This window comes from Nocardia sp. NPDC005978 (genome assembly GCF_040614455.1).
Classification (GTDB): domain Bacteria; phylum Actinomycetota; class Actinomycetes; order Mycobacteriales; family Mycobacteriaceae; genus Nocardia.
The window spans coordinates 1-22,852 of sequence record NZ_JBEXUS010000047.1 but is presented as its reverse complement, the minus strand read 5'-3'; the positions used below and the strand labels follow the sequence as shown (position 1 = coordinate 22,852).

The window sequence follows — 22,852 nt, the reverse complement described above, 5'->3', positions numbered from 1 at the left end:
TGGCGTCGGGGAAGCGGATCGTGCGCGTGATCATCGTTTCGCAGACCACGTAGGTCAGCGCGTACGCTGCGAGTGGCCGGAATCGTTGTTTGTCAGTCGGATTCGTCGGCCACCTTGCGGGCGGCTGTCTGGAAGGCGGCCAGGACCGCGGCGACGGCGGGGCGTTTCTCCGCGTGCGGGCGCGTGGCCAGGTCGTAGAGGCGGGCGGCGCGGACGCCGGTCAGCCGGAGCATCAGCAGGTCCGGGTGGCGGACCGCGTAGTGCGGCATCAGGGCGATGCCGTAGCCGTCGGCCACCAGGGCCTCGATCACCGTGAAATCGTTGAGGCGCTGGGCTATTCGGGGTTGTACGCCGGTGACGGTGGCGATCGAGCGCAGCACGTCGTCGACGGGGAATCCGCCGCGCACGCTGATCCAGGTCTCGTCGGCCAGTTCCGCGGGCATCACGGTGGCATTGCGCGCGAAGCGGTGGCCGGGGCCCACGACCACGTCGATCGGCTCGCGCATGAGCACGCGCGAGCTCACCCGCGCCCCGCCGACCGAGGGCGAACGCTCGTCCCGGTGGGTCAGCACCACGTCGTAGTCGGCGAGCAGGCGCGGCACCTCCGAGGGCGGCACGTCCTCGTCCCGGGCGACCACCTCCACGCCGCTCGCGGCCAATTCGGTCAGCACGTGCGGCAGTAACAGCGCTGCGCCGGAAGGGAACAGCGCCACCCGCACCTGCCCGCGCGCGGACCCGCGATAGGACGCCATCTCGGCCGCGGCCCGCTCCACGGCCGCCAGCACCTCGTCGGCCCGCACCACCAGCGCCCGCCCCGCGTCGGTGAGCCGCACCCGCCGCCCGTCCGGCTCGAGCAACGGCACTCCCGCCTCGCGCGCAAGCGCTTTGAGCTGCTGCGACACCGCCGAAGGCGTCATGGAAAGGGCCGCCGCGACCGCGGCCACCGTCCCCCGATCCGCAAGCTCCCGCAACACCCGCAACCGCTCGACCGACATGAGCGCCCCCGAGCCGTTCCCACCCCCGCTCGAATCCGCCACCCGCACCTCGCCTCCCGAGACGCCCTCCCCGCGTTCGACCGCGCTGGAACGCCCTTCACGATTCACCCGAGGGTGAGTACCCGATCCGTCGTTCCCCCAACCCGCTCGCCCCCTCCCGGTGTCCGGCGCGCCCGACCTGCCGCCGCCGCCGCCGACGCGGTCCGTCTCTCTCCTCGTCACACCGGGCGCGTCACGGTCGCCCGATGCTGCTCGACGTGCCGAGTCGGCACCGGCCGCCGCCCCTGGAACCAGCTCGTGCGCGAACGTGTCGGCGTCCCCTGCGCCGGTCGATGGTCGGCCGTCGTCGTCCCGATCGGCAGATGCTGCTCGGCGTACCGAGTAGGTGCCGGTCTCCGCCCCCGAAACCTGCTTGTGCGTAGAGGTTTCGATGTCCCGTGCTGCGGTGGGCGGCGGGCCGGGCTCGCCGCGTTCGGGTGATGTCGATCGGTGTATCGAGTTGGTGCCGGTCCCCGCCTCTGGAACTTGTTTGTGCGTCGATGTTTCGCTGCTCCGTGCGCCGGTGGGCGGTCGGCCGGGCTCGTCACGGTCGCCGGATGCTGCTCGACGTGCCGAGTCGGTGCCGGTGGCCGACGCTGAAACCTGTTTGTGTGCAGATGTTTCGACGTTCCGTGCACCGGTTGACGGTCGGTCGTGGTTGTCGCGGCCGGGAGATGTCGGTTGGTGCCCCGAGACGGCGCCCGTGGCCGAGGTTGAAACCGACTCGGGCGCAGGGGCTTCGGGGTCTTTGCCTGGGCGAGGCGTTGTGCCCGTCTCGCCGGCGACCGGCGGCGAGGGCGCGGGGCCGGGGGGCGTGGGCTCCTGCGGGGGCAGGCCGGCCCGGGGCGGGACCGGGGTGGCGGCGGTCGGGGCCGCGGGGGAGTTGGTGATGCGGCGAGGGCGGGCCGCGGGGGTGGATCGGGTGGCCGGTGGGTCCGCCGGGGGTGTGCGGCGGGTGGGCGACGCGGGGATGCCGGGGGCGGGGGTGCGGGGGGATCGGCGGCCGGGCGCGTCGGGGTCGCGGCGGGAGTGGGGGTCGGCGGAGACCCGGCGGGGGCGCGGGGTGGCGGTGGCCGGATCGGGGGACGCCGGGATGCGGCGGGGGCGGGGGACCGAGCGCGGGGGTGTGGCGTCGTCGGCGGGGGGATCCGGGTGGGGCATAGGTAAGTTCTACTACAGTATTGGTGCAGAATTATTCGATTGTTCTTACCTATTGGTCGTCGGATCATTCCGGGTATGACGAATCGGGATCGGCTGCTGGGGCTGGGTGTGGTGGTGCTCTGGGGGTTGAACTTCCTGGCGATACGGGTGGGGCTCGACCATTTTCCGCCGTTCTTCTTCGCGGGGCTGCGGTTCGCGGTCATCGCCGTACCGGTCCTGGTGTTCGTGCCGCGACCGGCGGTGCCGTGGCGCTGGCTGCTGCTGTACGGGATCGGGTTCGGGATTCTGCAGTTCGCCTTCCTGTTCAGCGCCATGCGGGCGGGCATGCCGACCGGGCTGGCCTCGCTGGTGCTGCAGTCCTCGGCGCCGTTCACCGTGCTGCTGGGCGCGGTGCTGCTGCGCGAGCGCCTGCGCGGGGTGCAACTGTTCGGGATCGCGGTGGCCGTGGCGGGTATGGCCGTGATCGGCTGGGACCGCATGCAGCACGCCGCGCTGCTGCCGCTGCTGCTGACCCTGGCCGCCGGCCTGGGCTGGGCCTTCGGCAACATCGGATCCCGGCTCGCCGCGGCCGAATCCGCAGGGGTCAACCCGCTGCACCTGACGCTGTGGATGACCGTCGTGCCGCCGCTGCCCCTGTTCGCGCTGTCCGCGCTCACCGAGGGACCGGCCACCGGCTGGCACGATCTCGCGGCCGCCTTCGGCCCGGACGGCTTGCCCGCGCTCGCGGCGCTGGCCTACATCGCGCTGCTGGGCACCATCGCCGGGTCGGGCCTGTGGACCTATCTCATGAGCCGCTATCCGGCGGGCACGGTCGCCCCGCTGTCCCTGCTGGTGCCGGTGGTCGGCATAGCCGCGTCCTGGTTCTTCCTGGACGAGACCCCGTCGGCGGTGGCCCTGGCGGGCGCGGTGATCGTGATAGCGGGCGCTTTCACAGCAACCTCGGGCGGATCTCTACGCCGGGGCCGATGGGGTCGCCGCCGCACCGCCGTCGCATCTCCGGAGACCGCCGGTACGGAAAAGATCACCCCTACCGACCCGGTGCCCGTTCCCGCTGCTTAGGATTCCTCCCAGGCGTGGGAGGTAGGGAATGACTGGACAGCGTATGTCCGTCGCGCGGCGGACAGTGCTGCGCGGCGCCGTCGCGGCGGGGGCCGCCGCCGGTGCACTGTCGGCGACCACGCTGCGACCGACCCCGGCCCATGCCGAACCCGGCCGCAGCGTCGCCGTGCTGGGCGCGGGCCCGGCCGGCCTGACCGCCGCGCACGAATTGGCCGAACGCGGCTTCGACGTCACCGTCTACGAGCGCCGCGCGCTCGGTGGAAAGGCCCGCAGCATCGCCGTTCCCGGCAGCGGCCGCGACGGCCGCCCGGACCTGTGGGGCGAGCACGGCTTCCGCTTCTTCCCCGGCTTCTACCGCCATCTCACCGACACCATGCGGCGAATCCCGTTCGGGGACAACGAGAACGGCGTGTGGGACAACCTGGTCGCCGCCCCCGAGGCGCGATTCTCCCGGCGCGGGGGCGATGACACCCTGCTGCCCCTGGGCCGGGCCGGACGCCCGTGGACGACCCCCGAGGACTTCCGCGAAACCGTCAGCTCCGCCATCTCCACCACCACCAAGATGGGCCAGGCCGACGCCCTCTACTTCGCGAACCGCCTGCTGGTCTTCAACTCCAGCTGCGACGCTCGCCGCTACGGCCAGTGGGACACCATCTCCTGGCGCGACTACGTGGGCGCGGGCCGGCGCTCCAACGAATTCCGCATGCTGCTCTCGCGCACCCTCACCACCCTGCTGGTGGCGGCCAAGGACGACCTGGCCAGCACCCGCACCATCGGCACCATGGGCGAGCAGTTCCTGGGCAATCCCCTGGAGATCGCCAACGACGGCCCGCTGGACCGCCTGCTGGACGGCCCGACCAACGAAGCCTGGATAGACCCGTGGGTGCGCAGGCTGCGCGAACTCGGGGTGAAGTTCGCCGGCGCCGAGGTGCACGGGCTCGAGGTCGCCGACAACCGCATCTCCGGCGCCCGGGTGGTCACCACTTCCGGTGTGGCGCAGACGATCACGGCCGACTACTTCGTGGCCGCCCTCCCGGTCGAGGTGGCCCGCACCCTGTGGTCACCCGAAATCCTCGCGCGCAGACCCGAATTGGCCGGCATGGCCCAGCTCACCGTGGACTGGATGACCGGCATCCAGTTCTTCCTGCGCAATCCTTCGGCCATCGCGCGCGGCCACGCCGCCTACGTGGACTCGCCCTGGTCGCTGACCTCCATCTCGCAGAACCAGTTCTGGAACCGCACCCCCATGTCCGGCCTCGGCGACGGCACGGTGCAGGACTGCCTGTCCGTGGACATCTCGGACTGGAACACCCCGGGCATCCTGTTCGGCAAGACCGCCAAGGAATGCACCCACGACGAGATCGCCCGCGAGGTCTGGGCGCAGTTGCAGGCGCACCTGAACGACAAGCAGATCCTGCTGCGCGACGAGGACCTGCACTCCTGGTTCCTGGACACCGGCGTGACCTGGAACGCCGCCCAGCGTCGCAACGAGAACGCCGACCCGCTGCTGATCAACACCGCGGGCTCCTGGGCGCTGCGCCCGGAATCGCATCGCGCCGAGCTCGAAAATCTGTTCCTGGCAGGGGATTACGTCCGCACCAAGGTGGATCTGGCGACCATGGAGGGTGCGTCGGAGTCCGCCCGCACCGCGGTGAACGCCCTGCTGGAGGTGGCCGGTTCCACCGCGCCCCGCTGCGCGCTGTTCACCCTCTACCGCGCGCCGGAGCTGGATCCCTTCCGGCAGCTGGACGAGACCCGCTACGCCGCCGGGCAGCCCAACCTGTTCGACGTGCCGCTGTAACCCACCGGTGCGCGCGTAACCGTTTCGGGACCGACTGCTTTCTCACAAATGGCTGGCGCGGCGGTGTGATCCGGGCGTTGAATCGAACGATGAGCGAGATCACGGATCCGGTCGAACTGCGGGAACTCCTCGGTGCGCCCACGCCGCGGGCCGTCGCCAAGGAACGCCGCACCCTGCACGCGCGGGACCGGGAGTGGATCGCCAACTCTCCCTTCGTCGTACTCGCGACCAGCGACGCCGACGGCAACTGCGACGCCTCGCCGAAGGGCGATCCGGCCGGTTTCGTGCGGGTGCTCGGTGACACCACCATCGCCATTCCCGAACGCCCGGGCAATCGCCGTGCCGACGGCTACCTCAACATGCTGAGCAATCCGCATGTGGGCGTGATCTTCCTGATCCCGGGGCGCGGAGAAACCCTGCGCATCAACGGCCGGGCGCGGCTGGTGCGCGAGGCGCCCTACTTCGACGACATGGTGGTGCGCGGGCACCGGCCCATTCTGGCCGTCGAGGTCGAGATCGAGCAGATCTTCCTGCACTGCGCCAAGGCGTTTCTGCGCAGTAGGCTCTGGCAGCCCGAGCAGTGGCCCGCCGACACCCTGCCCAGCCAGGCGCGGCTGGTGAAGGAATTGATCCCCGACAGCCCCGAAACGCTGGAGCAATTGGAGCAGTACTACTCGGCCGCCTACGAGAACAAGCTCTACAACACCTGAGTGCCGCAGCTCACGGCGAAAGCCGTGACACCGCCTGCGCACCGAGCGCGGCACACCAATAAACTCGCGACCGTGGCAGACATCTCGGTACGCGGAAAGCTGGCGCTGCGGGCGGCGACGGCGGCGTCGTGGGCTTCGCAGAAAGCCGGACGCGGTAAGGGATCGATGATCGGCGGCCTCATCGCGCTGAAGATCGACCCGACGATCATGACCCAGCTGGGCCGCGAGCGGCGCACGGTGCTGGTCACCGGCACCAACGGCAAGTCCACCACCACCCGCATGACCACGGCCGCGCTACAGACCCTCGGCGCGGTCGCGACGCAGGCCGACGGCGCCAACATGGACGCCGGAATCGTGGCCGCGCTCACCGCCAATCGCACCGCGCGCCTGGCCGCCATCGAGGTGGACGAGCTGCACCTGCCGCACGTGGCCGATGCCCTGAACCCGGCCGCGGTGGTGCTGCTCAACCTGTCCCGCGATCAGCTGGACCGGGTCGGCGAGATCAATATGATCGAGCGCCGCCTGCGCGCGGGCATGGCGCGCCACCCCGACGCCGTGCTCATCGCCAATTGCGATGACGTGCTGATCACTTCGATCGCCTACGACCACCCCAACGTGGTGTGGGTCGCGGCCGGCAGCGGCTGGGCGGTCGACGCCAGCAGCTGCCCGCGCAGCGGTGAGCCGATCATGTGGGACGGCGAGCACTGGTACAGCACCGGCGCGGATTTCAAGCGCCCGGAACCGCAGTGGCGTGTGGACGAGCACGCGCTGCACGGCCCCGACGGCCTGGAAATCCCACTGGCCCTTGCTCTTCCGGGCCGCGCCAATCGCGGTAACGCCGCCCAGGCGGTGGCCGCGGCCGTCGCCATGGGCGCGGACGCGCGGGCCGCGGCCGACGCGGCGGGCACCGTACGGGAGATCGCCGGCCGCTACCGGACCGTCGAGGTCGGCGGGCGCACCGCGCGCCTGCTGCTGGCCAAGAACCCGGCCGGCTGGCAGGAGGCCCTGTCCATGATCGACCCCGCCGCAACGGGTTTGGTGATCGCGGTGAACGGCCAGGTGCCCGACGGCGAGGATCTGTCCTGGCTGTGGGACGTGCGGTTCGAGCACTTCGAGGGCACCCAGGTTGTCGCCGCGGGGGAGCGCGCCACCGATCTGGCCGTGCGCCTGACCTACGCGGGCGTGGAACACACCACCGTGGCGGATCCCTTGCGCGCCATCGCTTCCTGCCCCGCCGGGCAGGTCGAGGTGCTGGCCAACTACACCGCGTTCCGTGACCTGAACCGCGATCTCGACGAGAAGGCGAGCGTCCGCGCATGAGCGAATCGACCGTCCGCATCGGCCTGGTGCTGCCCGACGTCATGGGCACCTACGGCGACGGCGGCAATGCCCTGGTGCTGCGGCAGCGGCTGCGCATGCGCGGGTACGCCGCCGAGGTCGTCGAGATCACCCTGGCCGACGAGGTGCCGGACTCCCTGGACATCTACACCCTGGGCGGCGCGGAGGATTCCGCGCAGCGCCTGGCCACCCGTCACCTCGTGAAGTACCCGGGACTGCAGCGCGCCGCCGGGCGGGGCGCGCCGGTGCTCGCGATCTGCGCGGCCATCCAGGTGCTCGGCCAGTGGTACGAGACCTCCTCGGGGGAGCGGGTGGACGGCGTCGGCCTCATCGACGTGACCACCTCCCCGCAGGACAGGCGCGCGATCGGCGAGGTGGCCACCGCCCCGCTGCTGCCGGGGCTGACCCAGGCCCTGACCGGCTTCGAAAACCACCGGGGCGGAACCAAACTCGGTGGCGACGCCACCGGCCTGGCGCGCGTCACCAAGGGCGTCGGCAACGGCGTGGGCGACGGTCTCGAGGGCGTGATCCAGGGTTCGACGATCGGCACCTACATGCACGGTCCGGCCCTGGCCCGCAATCCCGAGCTCGCCGACCTGCTCCTGTCCCGCGCCCTGGGCGTCGATTCGCTGGCCCCCCTGCCCATGCCCGAGGTCGATCAGCTCCGCCGGGAACGCCTGCGCGCCTGAGCCTCCGGGCTCGACCCTTCACCTCTCTGGCGAATTGTCGGCTATCTCCCGGTTCGATCGGGGCATAGCCGACACGTATGACCGAATTGTTCGGCTCGTCGCATGTGTTGTTGGACCGGCGACCGAACGGTAATCTCGCGCGCGGCCTACTTGATGAGGGAGGTGGCCGTGCGGAGGCGCGCTCTACTGAAAGCTGCCGGTTTTGCGGCTTTTGCTGCCGGTGTGGGATCGGGCGCCGCCGTGCGCGGCTCCGGTGTCGCGGCGGCGAGTCCACTGTGGAACGCGCTGTTCGAGCGGTGGGTGCCGGAAATCTTCGCGCCGCTGCCGGATCCGCCGGAGCACTCCCCGGCGATCGTGATCGGCTCCGGCTTCGGCGCCGCGGTCACCGCCCTGCGACTAGCCGAGGCCGGCGTGCAGAACACCGTGCTCGAGCGCGGCTCACGCTGGCCCAACGATCCCCAGCGCGAGATCTTCACCGGTGACGATCTGCCCGACGGCCGCGGCTTCTGGCATCGGACCAGTTTCACCGGGGTCACCAAGGTGCCCATGGCCTTCGCCGATTTCGGCGGTGTGCTGGACGTGGTCAACTACCCGGGCATCGACGTCTGGCGCGCGGCCGCGGTCGGCGGCGGCTCGATCATCTTCTCCGGCGCGATGGTCGCCCCGCCGAAGCACCTGTTCGACAGCGTGTTTCGCGGTGTGGTCGACTACGGCGAGCTGGAGAGCGTGTACTACCCGCGGGTGCGGCAGATGCTGCGGCTCAGCCCCGTGCCCGCCGACATCTACAACTCCGCGCCCTTCGCGCATTCCCGGGTGTGGGATCAGCAGGTGCGGGCCGCGGGTTACGAACCGCAGCCCAATGATTCGATCTTCAACTGGGACGTGCTGCGCGCCGAGCTGGCGGGCACGAGCCGCGCCTCGGCCACGGCCGCGCGCAGCAATCTCGGCAACTCCAACGGCGCGAAGTTCGACCTGGACCAGAACTACCTGCGCTACGCGGAGGCCACCGGCCGCACCGGCATCTTCCCCGGCCACCGTGTGGACTCGATCGCGCAGGACGGCTCCGGCAAATATGTGGTGACCGTGTCCAAGCTCGCGCCCACCGGCGCGGTCCTGCGCACCCGCACCCTCACCTGCGATCGGTTGTTCCTCGGCGCGGGCTCGATCGGCACGTCCGAACTCCTGGTCCGCGCCCAGGCCACCGGCGGTCTGCCCCGGCTCAACGAGCACATCGGCGCGGGCTGGGGCACCAACGGCGACGTGGTGCTGGCCCGCAGCGCCGACTCGCTGAGCGCCACCGGCGGCGGCGTGCCCAGCGCGAGCCGGATCTTCGACGACTCGACCGTCCCGCTGACCCTCGAGAACTGGTACGTCCCCGGCATTCCCGTCGACACCGGGGCCATCGCCTCGCTCGGCATGGTGCTCGACCCGACCCGCGCCCGGTTCGGCTACGACAACGCACGCAACGGCGTCGGCCTGAGCTGGAACCCCGGTGTGCAGGACCAGGTGGCCGCCGCCTGCCGGGCCGTCGATCAGCGCATCGCCCAGCGCTCGAACGCGCTGCTGGACTACGCCCCGATCGGCTACGACGCCAACGCCTTCTTCACCGCGCACCCGCTCGGCGGCGCGGTGCTCGGCCAGGCGACCGACGGCTACGGCCGCGTGCACGGGCATCCGGGGCTCTATGTCATGGACGGCGCCGGCCTGCCGGGCAGCTCGGCCACGGTCAACCCGTCGCTGACCATCACCGCACTGGCCGAGCGCAACATCGAGGCCATCATCCGCGCGGGCAGCTGACCGCGCACCGGAAATCCCTGCACCGGCGCGCTTTTCGCGACCGCTGATCCGGACCCGGACCGGCCGTCGCGGGAATGGCGCGCCGGGCCGGGCCCGGCCACTACGCTGGCGCGGGACCGTTCGATGTGGAAGGGGTCGGCGTGATCCAGGCGAGTGCACCGGACGACGTGGAGTACCCGCGGAAGCCACCGGCCCTGTGGACGGATTTCCTCATGCTGGGGCTGGCGGTGATCTCGGTCGTGCTGGTCGGCTGGGTGACGTTCTTCCCGGTCGGCGGGGACACCTACCGGCTCATCCAGATCGCCGACTACGTCATCTGCGCGATCTTCGCGATCGAATTCTGCTGGCGCTGGCGGCGGGAGGGCTGGAGCTGGACCTTCCCGTTCGTCTACTGGTACGAAGTCCTGGGCATGATCCCGGTGACCAGCCCGTTCTTCCGCGGCTTCCGGCTGCTGCGCGTGGTCGTGATCCTGGTGCGGCTCGCGCGCGTGGCGGATCGGGCCTTCGGCGACCGGGTGACCGCGGCGATCGTGAACCGCTCGGTCGGCGCGATCGTCGAGACCGTGAAGCGCCCGGTGACCATGGCGGTGCTGGACGAGGTCGCCGAGGTGCTGCGCACGGGGCACTACGCCCGCAACATCGCGAACGCGCTGGAGGAGAACCGCGGCGAGATCGATCAGATGATGGTCGAGTTCATCCGGCAGGATCCACAATTGGGCCGGGTGAAATACCTGCCGTTCCACGAGGACGTGATTCGCGGCGTCGCCGACGCCAGCTTCCGGATCATCTTCCGGGTGCTGGCGGACGAGCGCACGGACGAATTGGTAGCCGATGTTCTGCGCGAGAACATCAACCAGATGCGCGAGGCCGTACGCGAGGGCGTGCGCGTGAGCGAGTCGGTGGATCACCGGTTCGACCGCTGATCCACCGCCCGCGGCGTCGCTGATCCACCGCCCGCGGCGTCAGGCGGCGTCGTGCGAGCCGTGCCTGATCTCCTCGCGCGGCTCGCGATAGGACACCGTCTCCCACAGGATCAGCGCGCCCAACACCACGAACAGCAGGGTCAGCGAGGCCAGCGCGGGCAGCGCCGCGGCGAGCGGGATCAGCACGAGCAGCAGGACGACGGCGATGAGACGGTGCGTGCTCAGCGCACCCGTCGCGTAGTACTTGAACCCGATCAGCGCCAGCAGGTACAGCACGACGCCGCCGTACAGGCAGTACAGCGGAATCCCGTACAGCGCGTCGGAGAGCCGGTGATCCTCCGCGTCGCCGACGTAGTTGATCACCTTCTTCATGCCGAGCGAGAGCGCGATGATGCCGACGATCATGGGGAAGTGCCAGTAGGTGTAGCAGCCGCGGGCGATCTGCACCCGGCGCGTGCCGGTGGCGTGTGCGAGCTCGTGTTCCACGGTCAGCGCGGCGACGTCGAAGTACGCCCACCACAGCAGGCCCGAAATGGCCAGTCCCAGCATCGATCCCAGCGCGATGGGCCAGGAGATGGGCAGCCCGGCCACGCCGACGCCGATGGAGACGATGGATTCGCCCAGCGCGATGATGATGATCAGCCCGTACCGCTCGGCGAAGTGCTTGGCGGAGTTGAGCCGCCATTCGTTGCCCGCCAGGCTGGTCCACAGCATGTCCCCGGCCAGCGCGGCCAGCCACAGCACCAGCTGGGCGGTCTCGCTGGTGAGCGCGCCGATGGTCAGCAGGGTGCCGGCGATGGTGAGCGAACCCGCGGCCCAGCGCACCACCTGCCGGCGCAGTTGGGCGTCCTCGGCGCTGGCCAGCCAGAACATCCACAGGTGGACGAAGCGCACCAGCAGGTACGCGATGACGAATACCAGTGGGGCGTACCAGCCCCCGGGCAGATCGTGGAAGGCCTCGGGGATCGTGAGCGCGATGAGGAAGGCGCCGCCCATGGCCACGAAGATGCCGACGCGCGCGATGCCCTCGTCGGCCTTGATGACGTTGCCGAGCCAGGAATAGGCGATCCACATCCACCACAGCAGCATGAGGATCAGCAGGGAGCGCAGCATGTTGACCGCGGTGGTCTCGTGTGCCGCGAAGTCGGTGACCATGGTGAAGGCGAACACGATCACCAGGTCGAAGAATAGTTCCAGCTGGGTGACGGAGGCGTTCTCGCCGACCCTGGTCAATCGTGATCGTTGCGCACCGGGCATGTTGGACATAGTGCAGGGCGCGGGGCGTCAATGACAGTGCAGCGGACGCGTGTTCACTGTCGGCGTCACGGCGGCGGCCGCGGCGCGCTGCCGGGCCGCGGTTACGCGGTGCCGAACCCCGGTTCGAAACCGTGGCCGTAGTTGAGCTGCTGGGTGTAGGTCGCGGGCTCGTAGGGCGCCGGTTCCGCGTACGGCTCCTCGGCCTCGCCGAGTCCTTCGATGCCGGTGACCGATTCGACGAAGGCGATGAAGTTCTCGATCATGGCCTCGCCCTCGCGGCGGGCGGTGCGCTTGAGGAACATGCCGGGCGCGGGGATCGGCAGGTAGATCTCGGAGTGGTACCAGACCTCGGTGCCGCCGTCCTCGGTCTCGGCGACGTCGAACCAGCCCTGGCCGCCGGCGCCGGCGCTGGATTCGGCGACCTTCCACGCGACCCGGTTCTCGGTGCAGGTGTACTCGACGACCTGCCGATCCGGCCGGCCCATGAGGTTCGCGGAGATGTAGGTCCGCTTCGGTCTGCCCAATTTGTCGCGGGTCGCGACCCGGACATCCGAGTGGGAAGGCGACCAGTCGGGCAGTTGCTCGACCATGAGCAACGCCTCCATCACCTGATCGGGATCGATATCGATGACGAATCGGTGATCAGTCTTAGTACGCATTCCAACCCTCCAGCTTCGGGGCCTGATTGTGACCAGCGTCGCTCGTTGAGTCAACTGTGTCCCAGGCCGCTCGAACCCGCCCGTTTCGACAGGTTTGCGAATATCACTGGCCGCCAACGTAATAGGCATCTCGGACAGGTGGTGGAGAATTTTGCGCCGTCAGGGTCTGAAACGAGACTACTTCTCAGGGCTTGACGCCTCGGTGCCCGTGGGTATCACCCGTTCCATCGCCGCTCGAACCGGATCGCGGCGTAGTTGCCCGGTGGCGATTCCGGTTCGCCTCGACTGTTGACACCACTCCAGTCGTAGTACTACATTTCAATCACTTCACGCAGAGTACTACGAACGAGGCGGTAACCCTTGCGAAATCTCACCTACTTCGTCGGTATGTCCCTCGACGGCTACATCGCCGCCCCCGACGGTGACATCAGCGCCTACGAGGCGTCCCCGGACTTCTGGACCTGGCTGGCGGCCGACTATCCGGAAACCCTGCCCGCCCATGTGCGCCCGCATTTCGGGGTGCCCGAGGGTGCGGCGAATGTGCACTTCGACACCATGATCATGGGTCGCGGCACCTACGAGCCCGCCCTGAATGTGGGCATCACCAGCCCGTATCCGCATGTGCGGCAGTACGTGGTCTCCACCACGCTGGGCGAGATCGCCGATCCGGCGGTCGAACTGGTGGCGTCGGATCCCATCGGGCTGATTCAGCGCCTGAAGAAGCAGGACGGCCAAGGTATTTGGCTGGCCGGCGGCGGCAGGTTCGCCGCCCAGGTCCTGGACGAGATCGACGAACTCGTCATCAAGCAGTATCCGGTGCTGCTGGGTGAGGGCGTGCGGGCGCTTGCCGGAAATTTCCGGCCCACCGGCTTCCGGGTCGAGCGGCGGCGGGAATTCGACAGTGGCGCGCAGGTCACCTGGCTCACTCGCGCCTGATCAGCTCGGTGAGATCCGGGTTGCCGGGAGGTGGCCGAAAATCTCGTGACCTGGGCCGGTAGTCTTGTGGGTCGGTAGCAGCAGTTAGTCGATCTTGGAGGATTTCCGCCGTGGCTCTCGTCGTCCAGAAGTACGGAGGATCCTCGGTCGCCACCGCCGAGCGCATCCGCAGGGTTGCCGAGCGGATCATCGAGACGAAGAAGCAGGGGCACGACGTGGTCGTGGTCTGCTCGGCGATGGGTGACACCACCGACGAACTTCTCGATCTGGCCCAGCAGGTCGCCCCCGCGCCGCCCGCCCGTGAAATGGACATGTTGCTCACCTCCGGTGAGCGCATCTCCAATGCGCTGGTGGCCATGGCCATTCACTCGCTCGGCGCGGAAGCGCGCTCGTTCACCGGCTCGCAGGCCGGCGTCATCACCACCGGGGCGCACGGCAACGCCAAGATCATCGACGTGGCCCCGGGCCGGGTGCAGAACGCGCTCGCCGAGGGCACGATCGTGCTGGTCGCCGGCTTCCAGGGCGTGAGCCAGGACAGCAAGGACGTGACCACGCTGGGCCGCGGCGGCTCGGACACCACCGCCGTCGCGCTGGCCGCCGCGCTCAATGCCGATGTGTGCGAGATCTATACCGATGTGGACGGCGTCTTCAGCGCCGATCCCCGGGTCGTCTCCGATGCCCAGAAGCTGGACACCGTCTCCTACGAGGAAATGCTGGAGATGGCCGCCTGCGGCTCGAAAGTTCTCATGCTGCGCTGCGTCGAGTACGCGCGCCGCTACAACGTGCCGGTGCACGTCCGTTCCTCGTACACGGACAAGACCGGCACCCTGATTACCGGATCGATGGAGGACATCCCCTTGGAGCAAGCAATCCTCACGGGCGTCGCGCACGACCGCAGCGAGGCCAAGGTGACCGTTGTCGGCATTCCGGACGAACCGGGCTACGCCGCCAAGGTGTTCCGTGCCGTCGCCGACGCCGAGATCAATATCGACATGGTGTTGCAGAACATCTCGAAGGTGGAGACCGGCAAGACCGACATCACCTTCACCCTGCCCAAGCTGGACGGCCCGCGCGCGGTGGAACTGCTCACCAAGCGGCAGGGCGACATCGGCTTCTCGCAGGTGGTCTACGACGATCACGTCGGCAAGGTGTCCCTCGTCGGCGCGGGTATGAAGTCGCATCCGGGCGTGACCGCGACCTTCTGCGAGTCGCTCGCGGACGCGGGTATCAACATCGATCTCATCTCCACCTCCGAGATCCGAATCTCGGTGCTGGTCAAGGACACCGACCTGGACGAGTCCGTGCAGGTGCTGCACCGGGCCTTCGAGCTCGGCGGCGACGAACTGGCCGTGGTGCACGGCGGAACGGGGCGCTAGATCATGGGACTGCGGGTAGGAGTTGTCGGCGCGACCGGTCAGGTCGGCGCCGTCATGCGAAAGCTGCTGGAGGAGCGCAACTTCCCGGCCGACGAGATCCGGTTCTTCGCTTCCGCGCGCTCGGCCGGCAAGATCCTGCCGTTCCGCGGTCAGGACATCGTGGTCGAGGACACCGAGACCGCCGACCCGACCGGGCTGGACATCGCGCTGTTCTCCGCGGGCGCGACCATGTCCCGCGTGCAGGCGCCGCGCTTCGCGGCCGCCGGTGTCACCGTCATCGACAATTCTTCGGCCTGGCGCAAGGACCCCGAGGTCCCGCTGGTCGTCTCCGAGGTCAATCCCGAGGCGACCCGGAACCTGAAGAAGGGCATCATCGCCAATCCCAACTGCACCACCATGGCCGCCATGCCGGTGCTCAAGGTGCTGCACGACGAGGCGGGCCTGCGCCGGCTCATCGTCTCCAGCTACCAGGCGGTTTCCGGTAGCGGCCTGGCCGGTGTCGAGGAGCTCGCCACCCAGGTGCGCGCGGTCATCGACAACGCCGAGCAGCTGGTGCACGACGGTTCGGCCGTGGAGTTCCCGGCCCCGAACAAGTACGTCGCGCCCATCGCCTTCGACGTGATCCCGCTCGCGGGCGCGCTCGTGGACGACGGCTCGGAGGAGACGGACGAGGATCAGAAGCTGCGCAACGAGTCGCGCAAGATTCTGAACCTGCCCGACCTGCTGGTCAGCGGCACCTGCGTGCGCGTTCCGGTCTTCACCGGGCACTCGCTCTCGATCAATGCCGAGTTCGCCGAGCCGATTTCGGTGGAGACCGCCAAGAAGCTGCTCGCGGGCGCGCCCGGGGTCAAACTGGTCGACGTCCCCACCCCGCTGGCCGCCGCCGGCGCCGACGATTCGCTCGTGGGCCGCATCCGCCAGGATCCGGGCGTCCCGGACGGCCGTGGTCTGGCGCTGTTCATCTCCGGCGACAACCTGCGTAAGGGCGCGGCGCTGAACACCATTCAGATCGCCGAGGTTTTGCTGGCGAATCGCTGAGATTTCCGTCAGTCCGAGAACGGGCCGTTCGATCCGCCAGGGATCAAACGGCCCGTTTTCTCATTTCAGTCGGTCCAGAGTTCGGCGCAGGGGAGTGGGGGAAGTCGGCTGGGCGCCGAAGTCTCGATGGTGACTTCAATGCGATGGGGGCGCAGATGTGCCGCGAGTCGTTCGGCAATTGTGAGTTCGGCGCGGTAGTCCAGGACCATGCCGCCCGGAAAGCTCAGGCGCACATGGACTTCACGTGTTTGCGGTGCGGCGGTCAACTGCCACCTCTTGTGTCGGATTTGGTGCGACGGGTGCCTGGTAAACGATAAACACAGAAAAATTGCGGTGCAATAAGAAAAATACATGTTCCATACTGTGCGCCGTAAGCTCGCCCTGTCTGGAATCCTTGTCGGCAGATCTCATAGGGGAAGGAGAAGTTCCCATCGGGAAGGAGAAGGGCATGGTAGACATCGGCGAAACACGCGGGCGGTGACGGCCGGGAAAGCCGATCAGGCAGAAGGAGTTTGACCCGGTGGCCGAAAGTACCCTAGGGGCACGGGTAGCGGAGTTACGCCGGCGGCGGGGACTATCGCAGAAAGAGTTGGGCGCCGCGATCAGGCGCTCGGAAAGCTGGGTGTCACAGGTCGAGCGCGATGTACTGCCGGTCGAGAGACTGTCGGTGCTGCAGCGTTTGGCCGATGTACTCGGCGTGGCGGTGCGAGATCTCAGACCGGAGGCGGCCGAACCCCTGGCCGCCGATCGCGGTGATGGGCATCGAGCAGGGTCCGCCGTTTTCGAACAGCTGCGACTGTTGCTCACCGGACATCCGGCGTTGGAGCAAATCCTTGGCGTCTCGGAAGTGAAAGCGGTCGATCGCGAGTCGGCCGACGAGTTGCCGGGGCTGCGGGAGCGGGTGGATCTGGTTTGGCGGTTGGCGCACGAGTCTCGGCTCGTGGAAGTCGGCAGCAGCCTGCTGGAACTCATCCCGGACCTCGAACACGCGGCGCGGAGCGATTCCGCGAAGCGGCCGGAGGTGCTGACACTGTTGTCACGCGCCTACCAGGTGGCCGCGACCGCGTTCACCAGACAGGAAGAAGTGGATGCGGCCTGGGTCGCCGCGGATCGGGCGCTGACGGCGGCCGAGGAATCCGGCGACGCGCTCAGCGTGGTGGCCGGAACATACCGCATGGCACAGGCTTTCCTGCGGCTGCAGCGACTCGAACAGGCCGAACAGGCGGCGCGGGTCTCGGTGGCCGCGTTGGCGCCGCAGATCGGCCGGGCGGGCGACGATGATCTCGTTCGCCCGGAAGTGTTGTCGCTCTACGGTTCTCTCCAGCTCATGCTGGCGGTGATCGCGGCGACGGACGGGAACAGAACGGCGGCCCGCACGGGGTTGGCCGCGGCGCGAACCGCCGCGGCGCGACTCGGTGAGGGGCGCAACGATTTCGACACCGAATTCGGCCCGACCAGTGTGGCCGTGTACGCGGTCGCGGTGGCGGTCGAACTCGGTGACGCGGGCGAGGCGCTCGATACCGCGCGCACCGTCGACGCGTCCGTGCTCTCACCCGAGCGGCAGGCGCGTTTCCTGGTGGATGTCGCTCGCGCGCACGCGCAACGGCGGCAGGCATCGGATGCTCTGGAGTCCCTGCTCAACGCCGAGCGGCTGACCCCGGAGTACGTGCACAACGATCATCGCGCCCGGGAGGTGGTGCGCGATCTACTACAGTTCGCGGGCCGGCGTCCGGCCGATGAACTGCGTGATCTGGCGGGCCGCGCGGCCGTGACACCCTAGTTCGCACCCCTCGGTTCGGGGACCGGGGGCGTGGGGTCAGCGGATGCCGGGCGTGCGCGGGTCCGTGCCCAGGCATGCCTGCAGCAGGCAGCCGGGCGGCGCGTCGCTGAACGGCGGCGCGAGCGGAGTGTCCAAGCAGGCCAGCACGGTACAGCCCGGGTAGGCGCTCGGGCCGAGGCCGAACACGGCCAGTGCGATGTCGGCGTCGACGTAGTCGCCGGGGTTCACGCGCGCGGGTGGTTCCACGTAGGGGCCCGGTTCGGGGACCGGGCCGTCCGCGAAGGCCGCGAACAGTTTCCGGAAGAATTCGTGCGGCAGTTCCACGCCGTGCTGCAGTAGCCCGCCCGGACCCTGCGAGGTATGTGTGCCGAAGAGCCCGGTCCACACCACGACGAGGTCGAGGCCGGGAATGACGTACACGTGCTGCAGGCCGAACCCGGACATGGAATAGCTGCCGGGAGGCAGGAATTCGGGGTTCTCCGCGCAGCCGGGCCCGGTCCAGAACAGGAAGCCGTAGCAGTGGTCGGTCGCCGAGGGGGTGGTGGCGCGGCGCAGATACCCGGCCGAGATCACCTGCCGGTCGTGCCAGCGCCCGCCGCCGGAGACCAACAGCCCGAGCCGGGCCAGGTCCAGCGGCGGCAGCATGAGGTGCGCGTAGCCGTAGGTGTGCCCGGCCCGGTCACGGGCCCAGTAGTAGTCGCCGCGGCCGATGCCGACGGGGCCGAACAGCTCCCGCTGCGCGAACTCCCGGAGCGGTTCGCCGGTGGCCAGTTCGATCACGTAGGCGAGCAGATCGACGTTGCGCTGGCTGTAGGTGAACACGGTGCCCGGCGGGTTCTCGAACGGCACCGCCAGCGCCTGCACCGCGCTGAAGGGGTCGATCGGGATGACGCCGGTGATGCCCTCGGTGACGACTCCGACGCGCAGGCCGGACGTTTCGGTGAGCAGGTTGTGCACGGTGATGGCGCGGTGCGCGGCGTCCCCGAGTCCCGGTGGCAGATAGGCGCCGATGGCGGCGTCGATATCGAGTTTTCCGCGATCGGCGGCGATTCCGGCCACTAGTGATACGACGCTTTTGGTGACGGACCAAACATTCCAGGCGATCGATCCGGTGCGGTCGTTGAATGGTCCTTCACCGATGAGGCAATTGTGCCGGAATACCTGCACATTCGAGCGATTGCGCTCGGCGGCGAAAGTGAGTGCTTCCGTGAGCAGGGGCGAATCCAGTCCGGCCTGTTCGGGTGTCGTGCGCTCGAATTCCCGGCCGGCCGGTTGAGCGCAATGGAATTCCGCGGGAGTGGCTCCGGCATTCCCGCCGAAGTGCACACTGCCCGCGATGATCACGACCGCCATAACGCCGGCCAGACACCCGCGTTCGCGCAACATGGAATGCAGGCTAGCCAATGGCGAGCCCCGCGGGCCGTTGAATGGGTCGGCGCGCGTGGCGAATTGCCCGGAACAGCGAAACGCCGCCAGACGGGGGTGACTGGCGGCGCACGCTCGCGGCACGAATGCCACGAAGAGAAGTCGACGCCCAACAAGCGCCTCTCGGCGAGTGGTCGCTCGTAGCGACTGATGGGTGCGGCCCGGGGCTGTTTCCGACGCCGACGAATCTGATCAACCGGGGGCCGTCCGGTTCTATTCCGGAGCGGGCCCTGTGATGTGGGCAACGCGTGGAATCCGCTCGCACGGCGGGTTCGGGCCAGCTAGCGTGCGAAGCCGCACGAGGTCCGAATCGCGTACGCCACACCGCACGACAACTGTTGTCGGCGTCACGGTTTAGAGTTCGGACCGACGATAGAGATGTTCGGTGGGGGCACAAGATGTACGGCTCGAAAGACGGCGCTGTCGCCGACGGCACGCTGCGCACGGCATTCGCGGCGCTGGATCGGCAGGAGTACGAAACAGCGCTGGAACAGGTCTCGGCGGTGCTGGCCGCCGAGCCCGACAATGCGACGGCGTGGCGGGTGCGGGCACTCGCGCGCTGGGAATTGGCGAGCGCGGGCCGCGGCAAGGTCGCGCAGGTGCGCGAGCATCGGATCGAGGCGATTGTCGCCGCGCGCCGGGCGGTCGAACTGGCGCCCGGCGATATCGAGAATTTGCGTATTCGCGCGCGGACGCTGCTGGTGGCCTCGCCCGCCGACGCATTGGTGGCGCTGAACAAGGCGGTGGCGCTGGATCCCGGCGATCCGGCGCTGTACGAACTGATCGCGGCCGTGCGCGCGGACCTCGAGGAGCAGGAATCGGCGCGGCGCGCGCTGGAAGCCGAACGGCAGCGGGCGGCGGCGGAAACGCGCTGGCGTATGGAGTCCGAGACGGAGCCGGAGTCGGGTTCCGGCGTGGGCAAATTCGTGATCGGCGCACTGGTGTTCGTCATCGGCTTCGCCTTCAAACTCGGTCTCGGCTTCTTCGTCGACGAGGCGGTGTCGGACACCCCGTCGACGCGGAACTACCCCACCGCCAGCTATAAGCCCTACCCCACCAAGGGGTATCCGACGACGGCCCCGCACGCCTGGCCGACGATGCCCCCGCGCTAGGACCGATCGTGATCACCGACGAGACGAACCACATCCTCGGGCTGCTGCGGCGATTCGACGCGCAGCGGTGGCGGGCGGCGGACGCCGAGGCCATCGCGCGAGCCGACGCCGAGCTGCGGGAGGTGCTGCGCGCCGAACCCGGAAATGCCGGGGCCGCACACGAATTGGCGTTGTGCGAATGGCTGGCCGGCAAACGGCGGACCGCGATCGTGCGGTTGCGCGCGGTCGCCCGCCTCGATCCGGACCGCGCCGGCACGGTGGCCGAGCAGATCGCGGCCATCGAAGCCGCGGAGAGCCGGCTGTCCACGGCGAAGGCGGAGCAGCAGGACAGGGTCGCGGCCGAGCGCGCCGAACAGCGCGCGGCGGCGCGGATCCGGGCGCAGGAGAAGGCGCTGCTGCAGGGTGAGCGGGAGGTGCGCGAGCACGGCATCGACATCGATCAGGCCCGGAAATTGTGGAAGCCCGCCACCGCCATCGTCGTGGCACTGGCGTGGTGGCTGTTGAAGGACGCGGCCGGGTGCGCGGTCGACGAACACGAGCGGCAGTCATCGCGTCCCGCGGTCGAAGCCGTGACGCCGGGCGACTCCCACCGCTGAGTCCGGCCGCCACGGCCGCGAGGTCGCCCCTGCCCGCGGACGTGAATCCGCCACAGTAACCTCGCGGCAACCAGCTGTGAGTCCGCTGCCTGCATGGATGTGTTTTCTTGACTTATTCCAGAAAAGGGAGCAGGGTGGTTGTCATGCACACCGGATATGACGCACGGGAACGCTTGCGGGCCGCGGGCCTGCGGGTGACAGCCCCGCGTGTCGCCGTGCTGGACGCGGTGGTCCGGGCCCCGCACTCCGACGCCGACCGCGTTGCCGTGCAGGTGCGCGAGCAGTTGGGCTCGGTATCCACCCAGGCCGTGTACGACGTACTGCGGGCCTGCGTGGGCGCGGGGTTGCTCCGCCGCATCGAACCCGCCGGGTCGCCCGCGCTCTACGAGGCGCGGACCGGCGACAATCACCACCATCTGGTGTGCAGGAGTTGCGACACGGTCGTGGACGTCGACTGTGTCGTGGGCGCGGCACCGTGCCTGGAACCCGGCGCAGCCCACGGTTTCGTCATCGACGAGGCCGAAGTCGTGTTCTGGGGACTCTGCCCCAATTGCGCGCCCTGAAGCCCGAATTGCGCGCCCTGTAGTCCGGGCCGCGCTCCGGGAGAGGCCTACACCTATCAGGAGGCTAGGAATGACCAAGCCGGCCACGAGCAAGCCGACCACCACCAACACCGGCACACCGGTCAAGAGCGACAACGAGTCGCTCACCGCGGGCGCCCAGGGCCCGATCCTGCTGCACGACCACTATCTGATCGAGAAGCTCGCCCAGTTCAATCGCGAACGCGTGCCCGAGCGCATCGTGCACGCCAAGGGCTCGGGCGCCTACGGCGAACTCGTCGTGACCCAGGACGTCAGCCGCTTCACCAAGGCCAAGCTGTTCCAGCCGGGCGCCCGGACGGAATCGCTGGCCCGCTTCTCCACGGTCGCCGGTGAACAGGGCAGCCCCGACACCTGGCGCGATCCGCGCGGATTCTCGGTGAAGTTCTACACCGAGGACGGCAACTACGACCTCGTCGGCAACAACACCCCGATCTTCTTCATCAAGGATCCGATCAAGTTCCCGGACTTCATCCGATCCCAGAAACGCCTGCCCGGCAACGGGCTTCGCGATCACAACATGCAGTGGGACTTCTGGACCCTGCGCCCGGAGACCGCGCACCAGGTGACCTGGCTGATGGGCGATCGCGGAATTCCCAAGACCTACCGCAACATGGACGGCTTCGGCTCGCACACCTACCAGTGGATCAACGCCGCCGGCGAGCGCTTCTGGGTGAAGTACCACTTCAAGACCGACCAGGGCATCGAGTTCCTGACCGCGGCCGAGGCCGACGAGAAGGCGGGCACCGATCCGGATCTGCACCGCCAGGACCTGTGGGACGCCATCGAGCGCGGGGACTTCCCGAGCTGGACCCTGCACGTGCAGGTGATGCCGCTCGCCGACGCCGAGAACTACCGCTTCAATCCCTTCGACCTGACCAAGGTGTGGTCGCAGCGGGACTACCCGCTGATCGAGGTCGGCAAGTGGACCCTGAACCGGAACCCGGGCAACTTCTTCGTCGACATCGAGCAGGCCGCCTTCGAACCGTCCAATGTCGTTCCGGGCATAGGCTTCTCGCCGGACAAGATGCTGCTGGGCCGGGTCTTCGCCTACGCCGACGCGCATCGCTACCGGATCGGCACCAACTACGCGCAGCTGCCGCCGAACCTGCCCCGCGCCGCGGAAGTGAACTCCTATTCCAAGGAGGGTGCGATGCGGTTCGCCTACAACGACGCCGATGTGCCGGTCTACGCGCCCAATTCGTTCGGCGGTCCGCACGCCGAACCCGATCGGGCGCCCGACGGCGGGCTCTGGGATTTCGAGCCGACCATGGTGCACGCGGGCTACATCGAGCACGCGCAGGACGGCGACTTCACCCAGGCGGGCACCCTCGTGCGGGAGGTGCTCGACGACGCCGCCCGCGCACGACTGGTGGACAACATCGTCGGCCATGTGCTGGGCGGTGTCCGAGAACCCGTGCTGAGCAGGGTTTTCGAGTACTGGAAGAACGTGGACGCCGATCTCGGCAAGCGAGTCGAGGAGGGCGTGCGCGCCGGTCTCGACGGCAAGTAGCGCCCGCGCACCGAAACGCTGAGCCCGCACCCTGTTCCAGGGTGCGGGC

The 22,852-nt window shown here is 68.9% G+C and carries 20 protein-coding genes; 15 read left to right on the top strand and 5 right to left on the bottom strand.

Translation table 11 applies throughout. The annotated features are described in order from the left end of the window. Positions 1 to 92 precede the first annotated feature (92 nt). Positions 93 to 995: a LysR family transcriptional regulator gene (locus tag ABZ319_RS21810; protein WP_354988312.1), complete on the bottom strand. Its 903-nt coding sequence runs from the start codon at positions 993 to 995 to the stop codon at positions 93 to 95. Positions 996 to 2,270: 1,275 nt separating this feature from the next. Here ABZ319_RS21810 and ABZ319_RS21805 point away from each other — a divergent pair. The 7 genes from ABZ319_RS21805 (at position 2,271) to ABZ319_RS21775 (ending at position 10,512) form a co-directional block, all read left to right on the top strand. Next, positions 2,271 to 3,254, top strand: a complete 984-nt coding sequence (locus tag ABZ319_RS21805; protein WP_354988288.1) for an EamA family transporter — start codon at positions 2,271 to 2,273, stop codon at positions 3,252 to 3,254. A gap of 28 nt (positions 3,255 to 3,282) precedes the next feature. Then, positions 3,283 to 5,055 carry an FAD-dependent oxidoreductase gene (locus ABZ319_RS21800; RefSeq protein ID WP_354988287.1) on the top strand — a complete coding sequence of 591 codons (1,773 nt, stop codon included), beginning with the start codon at positions 3,283 to 3,285 and terminating at the stop codon, positions 5,053 to 5,055. 89 nt (positions 5,056 to 5,144) lie between these two features. Next, positions 5,145 to 5,765: a pyridoxamine 5'-phosphate oxidase family protein gene (locus tag ABZ319_RS21795; RefSeq protein WP_354988286.1), complete on the top strand. Its 621-nt coding sequence runs from the start codon at positions 5,145 to 5,147 to the stop codon at positions 5,763 to 5,765. Between the two features lie 72 nt (positions 5,766 to 5,837). After that, complete coding sequence (locus tag ABZ319_RS21790) at positions 5,838 to 7,085, top strand: MurT ligase domain-containing protein (RefSeq protein ID WP_354988285.1); 1,248 nt, start codon at positions 5,838 to 5,840, stop codon at positions 7,083 to 7,085. Next, positions 7,082 to 7,792 carry a glutamine amidotransferase gene (locus ABZ319_RS21785; protein WP_354988284.1) on the top strand — a complete coding sequence of 237 codons (711 nt, stop codon included), beginning with the start codon at positions 7,082 to 7,084 and terminating at the stop codon, positions 7,790 to 7,792. The genes ABZ319_RS21790 and ABZ319_RS21785 overlap by 4 nt, the downstream gene beginning before the upstream one ends. Positions 7,793 to 7,945: 153 nt before the next feature. Further along, positions 7,946 to 9,589 (top strand): GMC oxidoreductase, encoded by a 1,644-nt coding sequence (locus ABZ319_RS21780; protein WP_354988283.1) that lies wholly within the window; start codon positions 7,946 to 7,948, stop codon positions 9,587 to 9,589. 140 nt (positions 9,590 to 9,729) lie between these two features. After that, positions 9,730 to 10,512, top strand: coding sequence for an ion transporter (locus tag ABZ319_RS21775; protein ID WP_354988282.1), 783 nt, complete (start codon positions 9,730 to 9,732; stop codon positions 10,510 to 10,512). Between the two features lie 39 nt (positions 10,513 to 10,551). On the opposite strand, the gene ABZ319_RS21770 is transcribed toward ABZ319_RS21775, so the two are convergent. Beyond that, on the bottom strand, positions 10,552 to 11,769 hold the full coding sequence (locus ABZ319_RS21770) for a low temperature requirement protein A (RefSeq protein WP_354988281.1): 1,218 nt from the start codon (positions 11,767 to 11,769) through the stop codon (positions 10,552 to 10,554). A 101-nt stretch (positions 11,770 to 11,870) separates the two neighbouring features. Beyond that, the gene (locus tag ABZ319_RS21765; RefSeq protein WP_354988280.1) at positions 11,871 to 12,428 is read right to left on the bottom strand and encodes an SRPBCC family protein; all 558 of its coding nucleotides are present in this window, start codon (positions 12,426 to 12,428) and stop codon (positions 11,871 to 11,873) included. 360 nt (positions 12,429 to 12,788) lie between these two features. On the opposite strand from ABZ319_RS21765, the gene ABZ319_RS21760 reads away from it, so the two are divergent. The 3 genes from ABZ319_RS21760 (at position 12,789) to ABZ319_RS21750 (ending at position 15,778) form a co-directional block, all read left to right on the top strand. Beyond that, on the top strand, positions 12,789 to 13,364 hold the full coding sequence (locus ABZ319_RS21760) for a dihydrofolate reductase family protein (RefSeq protein ID WP_354988279.1): 576 nt from the start codon (positions 12,789 to 12,791) through the stop codon (positions 13,362 to 13,364). Between the two features lie 110 nt (positions 13,365 to 13,474). Continuing rightward, entirely contained in the window at positions 13,475 to 14,740 is a 1,266-nt protein-coding gene (locus ABZ319_RS21755; protein WP_354988278.1) for an aspartate kinase, read from the top strand. 3 nt (positions 14,741 to 14,743) lie between these two features. Then, positions 14,744 to 15,778 (top strand): aspartate-semialdehyde dehydrogenase, encoded by a 1,035-nt coding sequence (locus tag ABZ319_RS21750; protein WP_354988277.1) that lies wholly within the window; start codon positions 14,744 to 14,746, stop codon positions 15,776 to 15,778. A 65-nt stretch (positions 15,779 to 15,843) separates the two neighbouring features. Here the strand turns inward: ABZ319_RS21750 and ABZ319_RS21745 are convergent, their stop codons facing one another. After that, complete coding sequence (locus tag ABZ319_RS21745; protein ID WP_354988276.1) at positions 15,844 to 16,044, bottom strand: hypothetical protein; 201 nt, start codon at positions 16,042 to 16,044, stop codon at positions 15,844 to 15,846. Between the two features lie 254 nt (positions 16,045 to 16,298). Between ABZ319_RS21745 and ABZ319_RS21740 the strand changes: the two genes are divergently transcribed. Further along, on the top strand, positions 16,299 to 17,558 hold the full coding sequence (locus ABZ319_RS21740) for a helix-turn-helix transcriptional regulator (RefSeq protein WP_354988275.1): 1,260 nt from the start codon (positions 16,299 to 16,301) through the stop codon (positions 17,556 to 17,558). A 36-nt stretch (positions 17,559 to 17,594) separates the two neighbouring features. Here ABZ319_RS21740 and ABZ319_RS21735 read toward each other — a convergent pair whose 3' ends face one another. Then, the gene (locus ABZ319_RS21735; protein ID WP_354988274.1) at positions 17,595 to 18,944 is read right to left on the bottom strand and encodes a serine hydrolase; all 1,350 of its coding nucleotides are present in this window, start codon (positions 18,942 to 18,944) and stop codon (positions 17,595 to 17,597) included. 437 nt (positions 18,945 to 19,381) lie between these two features. Between ABZ319_RS21735 and ABZ319_RS21730 the strand changes: the two genes are divergently transcribed. The 4 genes from ABZ319_RS21730 to ABZ319_RS21715 all read left to right on the top strand — a co-directional run bounded on the left by ABZ319_RS21730 (position 19,382) and on the right by ABZ319_RS21715 (position 22,803). Next, positions 19,382 to 20,095, top strand: coding sequence for a hypothetical protein (locus ABZ319_RS21730; RefSeq protein WP_354988273.1), 714 nt, complete (start codon positions 19,382 to 19,384; stop codon positions 20,093 to 20,095). Between the two features lie 8 nt (positions 20,096 to 20,103). Then, complete coding sequence (locus ABZ319_RS21725) at positions 20,104 to 20,691, top strand: hypothetical protein (protein ID WP_354988272.1); 588 nt, start codon at positions 20,104 to 20,106, stop codon at positions 20,689 to 20,691. 143 nt (positions 20,692 to 20,834) lie between these two features. Next, positions 20,835 to 21,254 (top strand): Fur family transcriptional regulator, encoded by a 420-nt coding sequence (locus ABZ319_RS21720; RefSeq protein WP_354988271.1) that lies wholly within the window; start codon positions 20,835 to 20,837, stop codon positions 21,252 to 21,254. A 70-nt stretch (positions 21,255 to 21,324) separates the two neighbouring features. Next, the gene (locus ABZ319_RS21715) at positions 21,325 to 22,803 is read left to right on the top strand and encodes a catalase (RefSeq protein ID WP_354988270.1); all 1,479 of its coding nucleotides are present in this window, start codon (positions 21,325 to 21,327) and stop codon (positions 22,801 to 22,803) included. Positions 22,804 to 22,852 lie beyond the last annotated feature (49 nt).

Coding starts and splice junctions, on each gene's coding strand:
- ABZ319_RS21810 (WP_354988312.1), bottom strand. CDS start 995: ATGTCGGTCGAGCGGTTGCGGGTGTTGCGGGAGCTTGCGGATCGGGGG.
- ABZ319_RS21805 (WP_354988288.1), top strand. CDS start 2,271: ATGACGAATCGGGATCGGCTGCTGGGGCTGGGTGTGGTGGTGCTCTGG.
- ABZ319_RS21800 (WP_354988287.1), top strand. CDS start 3,283: ATGACTGGACAGCGTATGTCCGTCGCGCGGCGGACAGTGCTGCGCGGC.
- ABZ319_RS21795 (WP_354988286.1), top strand. CDS start 5,145: ATGAGCGAGATCACGGATCCGGTCGAACTGCGGGAACTCCTCGGTGCG.
- ABZ319_RS21785 (WP_354988284.1), top strand. CDS start 7,082: ATGAGCGAATCGACCGTCCGCATCGGCCTGGTGCTGCCCGACGTCATG.
- ABZ319_RS21780 (WP_354988283.1), top strand. CDS start 7,946: ATGAGGGAGGTGGCCGTGCGGAGGCGCGCTCTACTGAAAGCTGCCGGT.
- ABZ319_RS21770 (WP_354988281.1), bottom strand. CDS start 11,769: ATGCCCGGTGCGCAACGATCACGATTGACCAGGGTCGGCGAGAACGCC.
- ABZ319_RS21765 (WP_354988280.1), bottom strand. CDS start 12,428: ATGCGTACTAAGACTGATCACCGATTCGTCATCGATATCGATCCCGAT.
- ABZ319_RS21750 (WP_354988277.1), top strand. CDS start 14,744: ATGGGACTGCGGGTAGGAGTTGTCGGCGCGACCGGTCAGGTCGGCGCC.
- ABZ319_RS21735 (WP_354988274.1), bottom strand. CDS start 18,944: ATGTTGCGCGAACGCGGGTGTCTGGCCGGCGTTATGGCGGTCGTGATC.
- ABZ319_RS21730 (WP_354988273.1), top strand. CDS start 19,382: ATGTACGGCTCGAAAGACGGCGCTGTCGCCGACGGCACGCTGCGCACG.
- ABZ319_RS21720 (WP_354988271.1), top strand. CDS start 20,835: ATGCACACCGGATATGACGCACGGGAACGCTTGCGGGCCGCGGGCCTG.
- ABZ319_RS21715 (WP_354988270.1), top strand. CDS start 21,325: ATGACCAAGCCGGCCACGAGCAAGCCGACCACCACCAACACCGGCACA.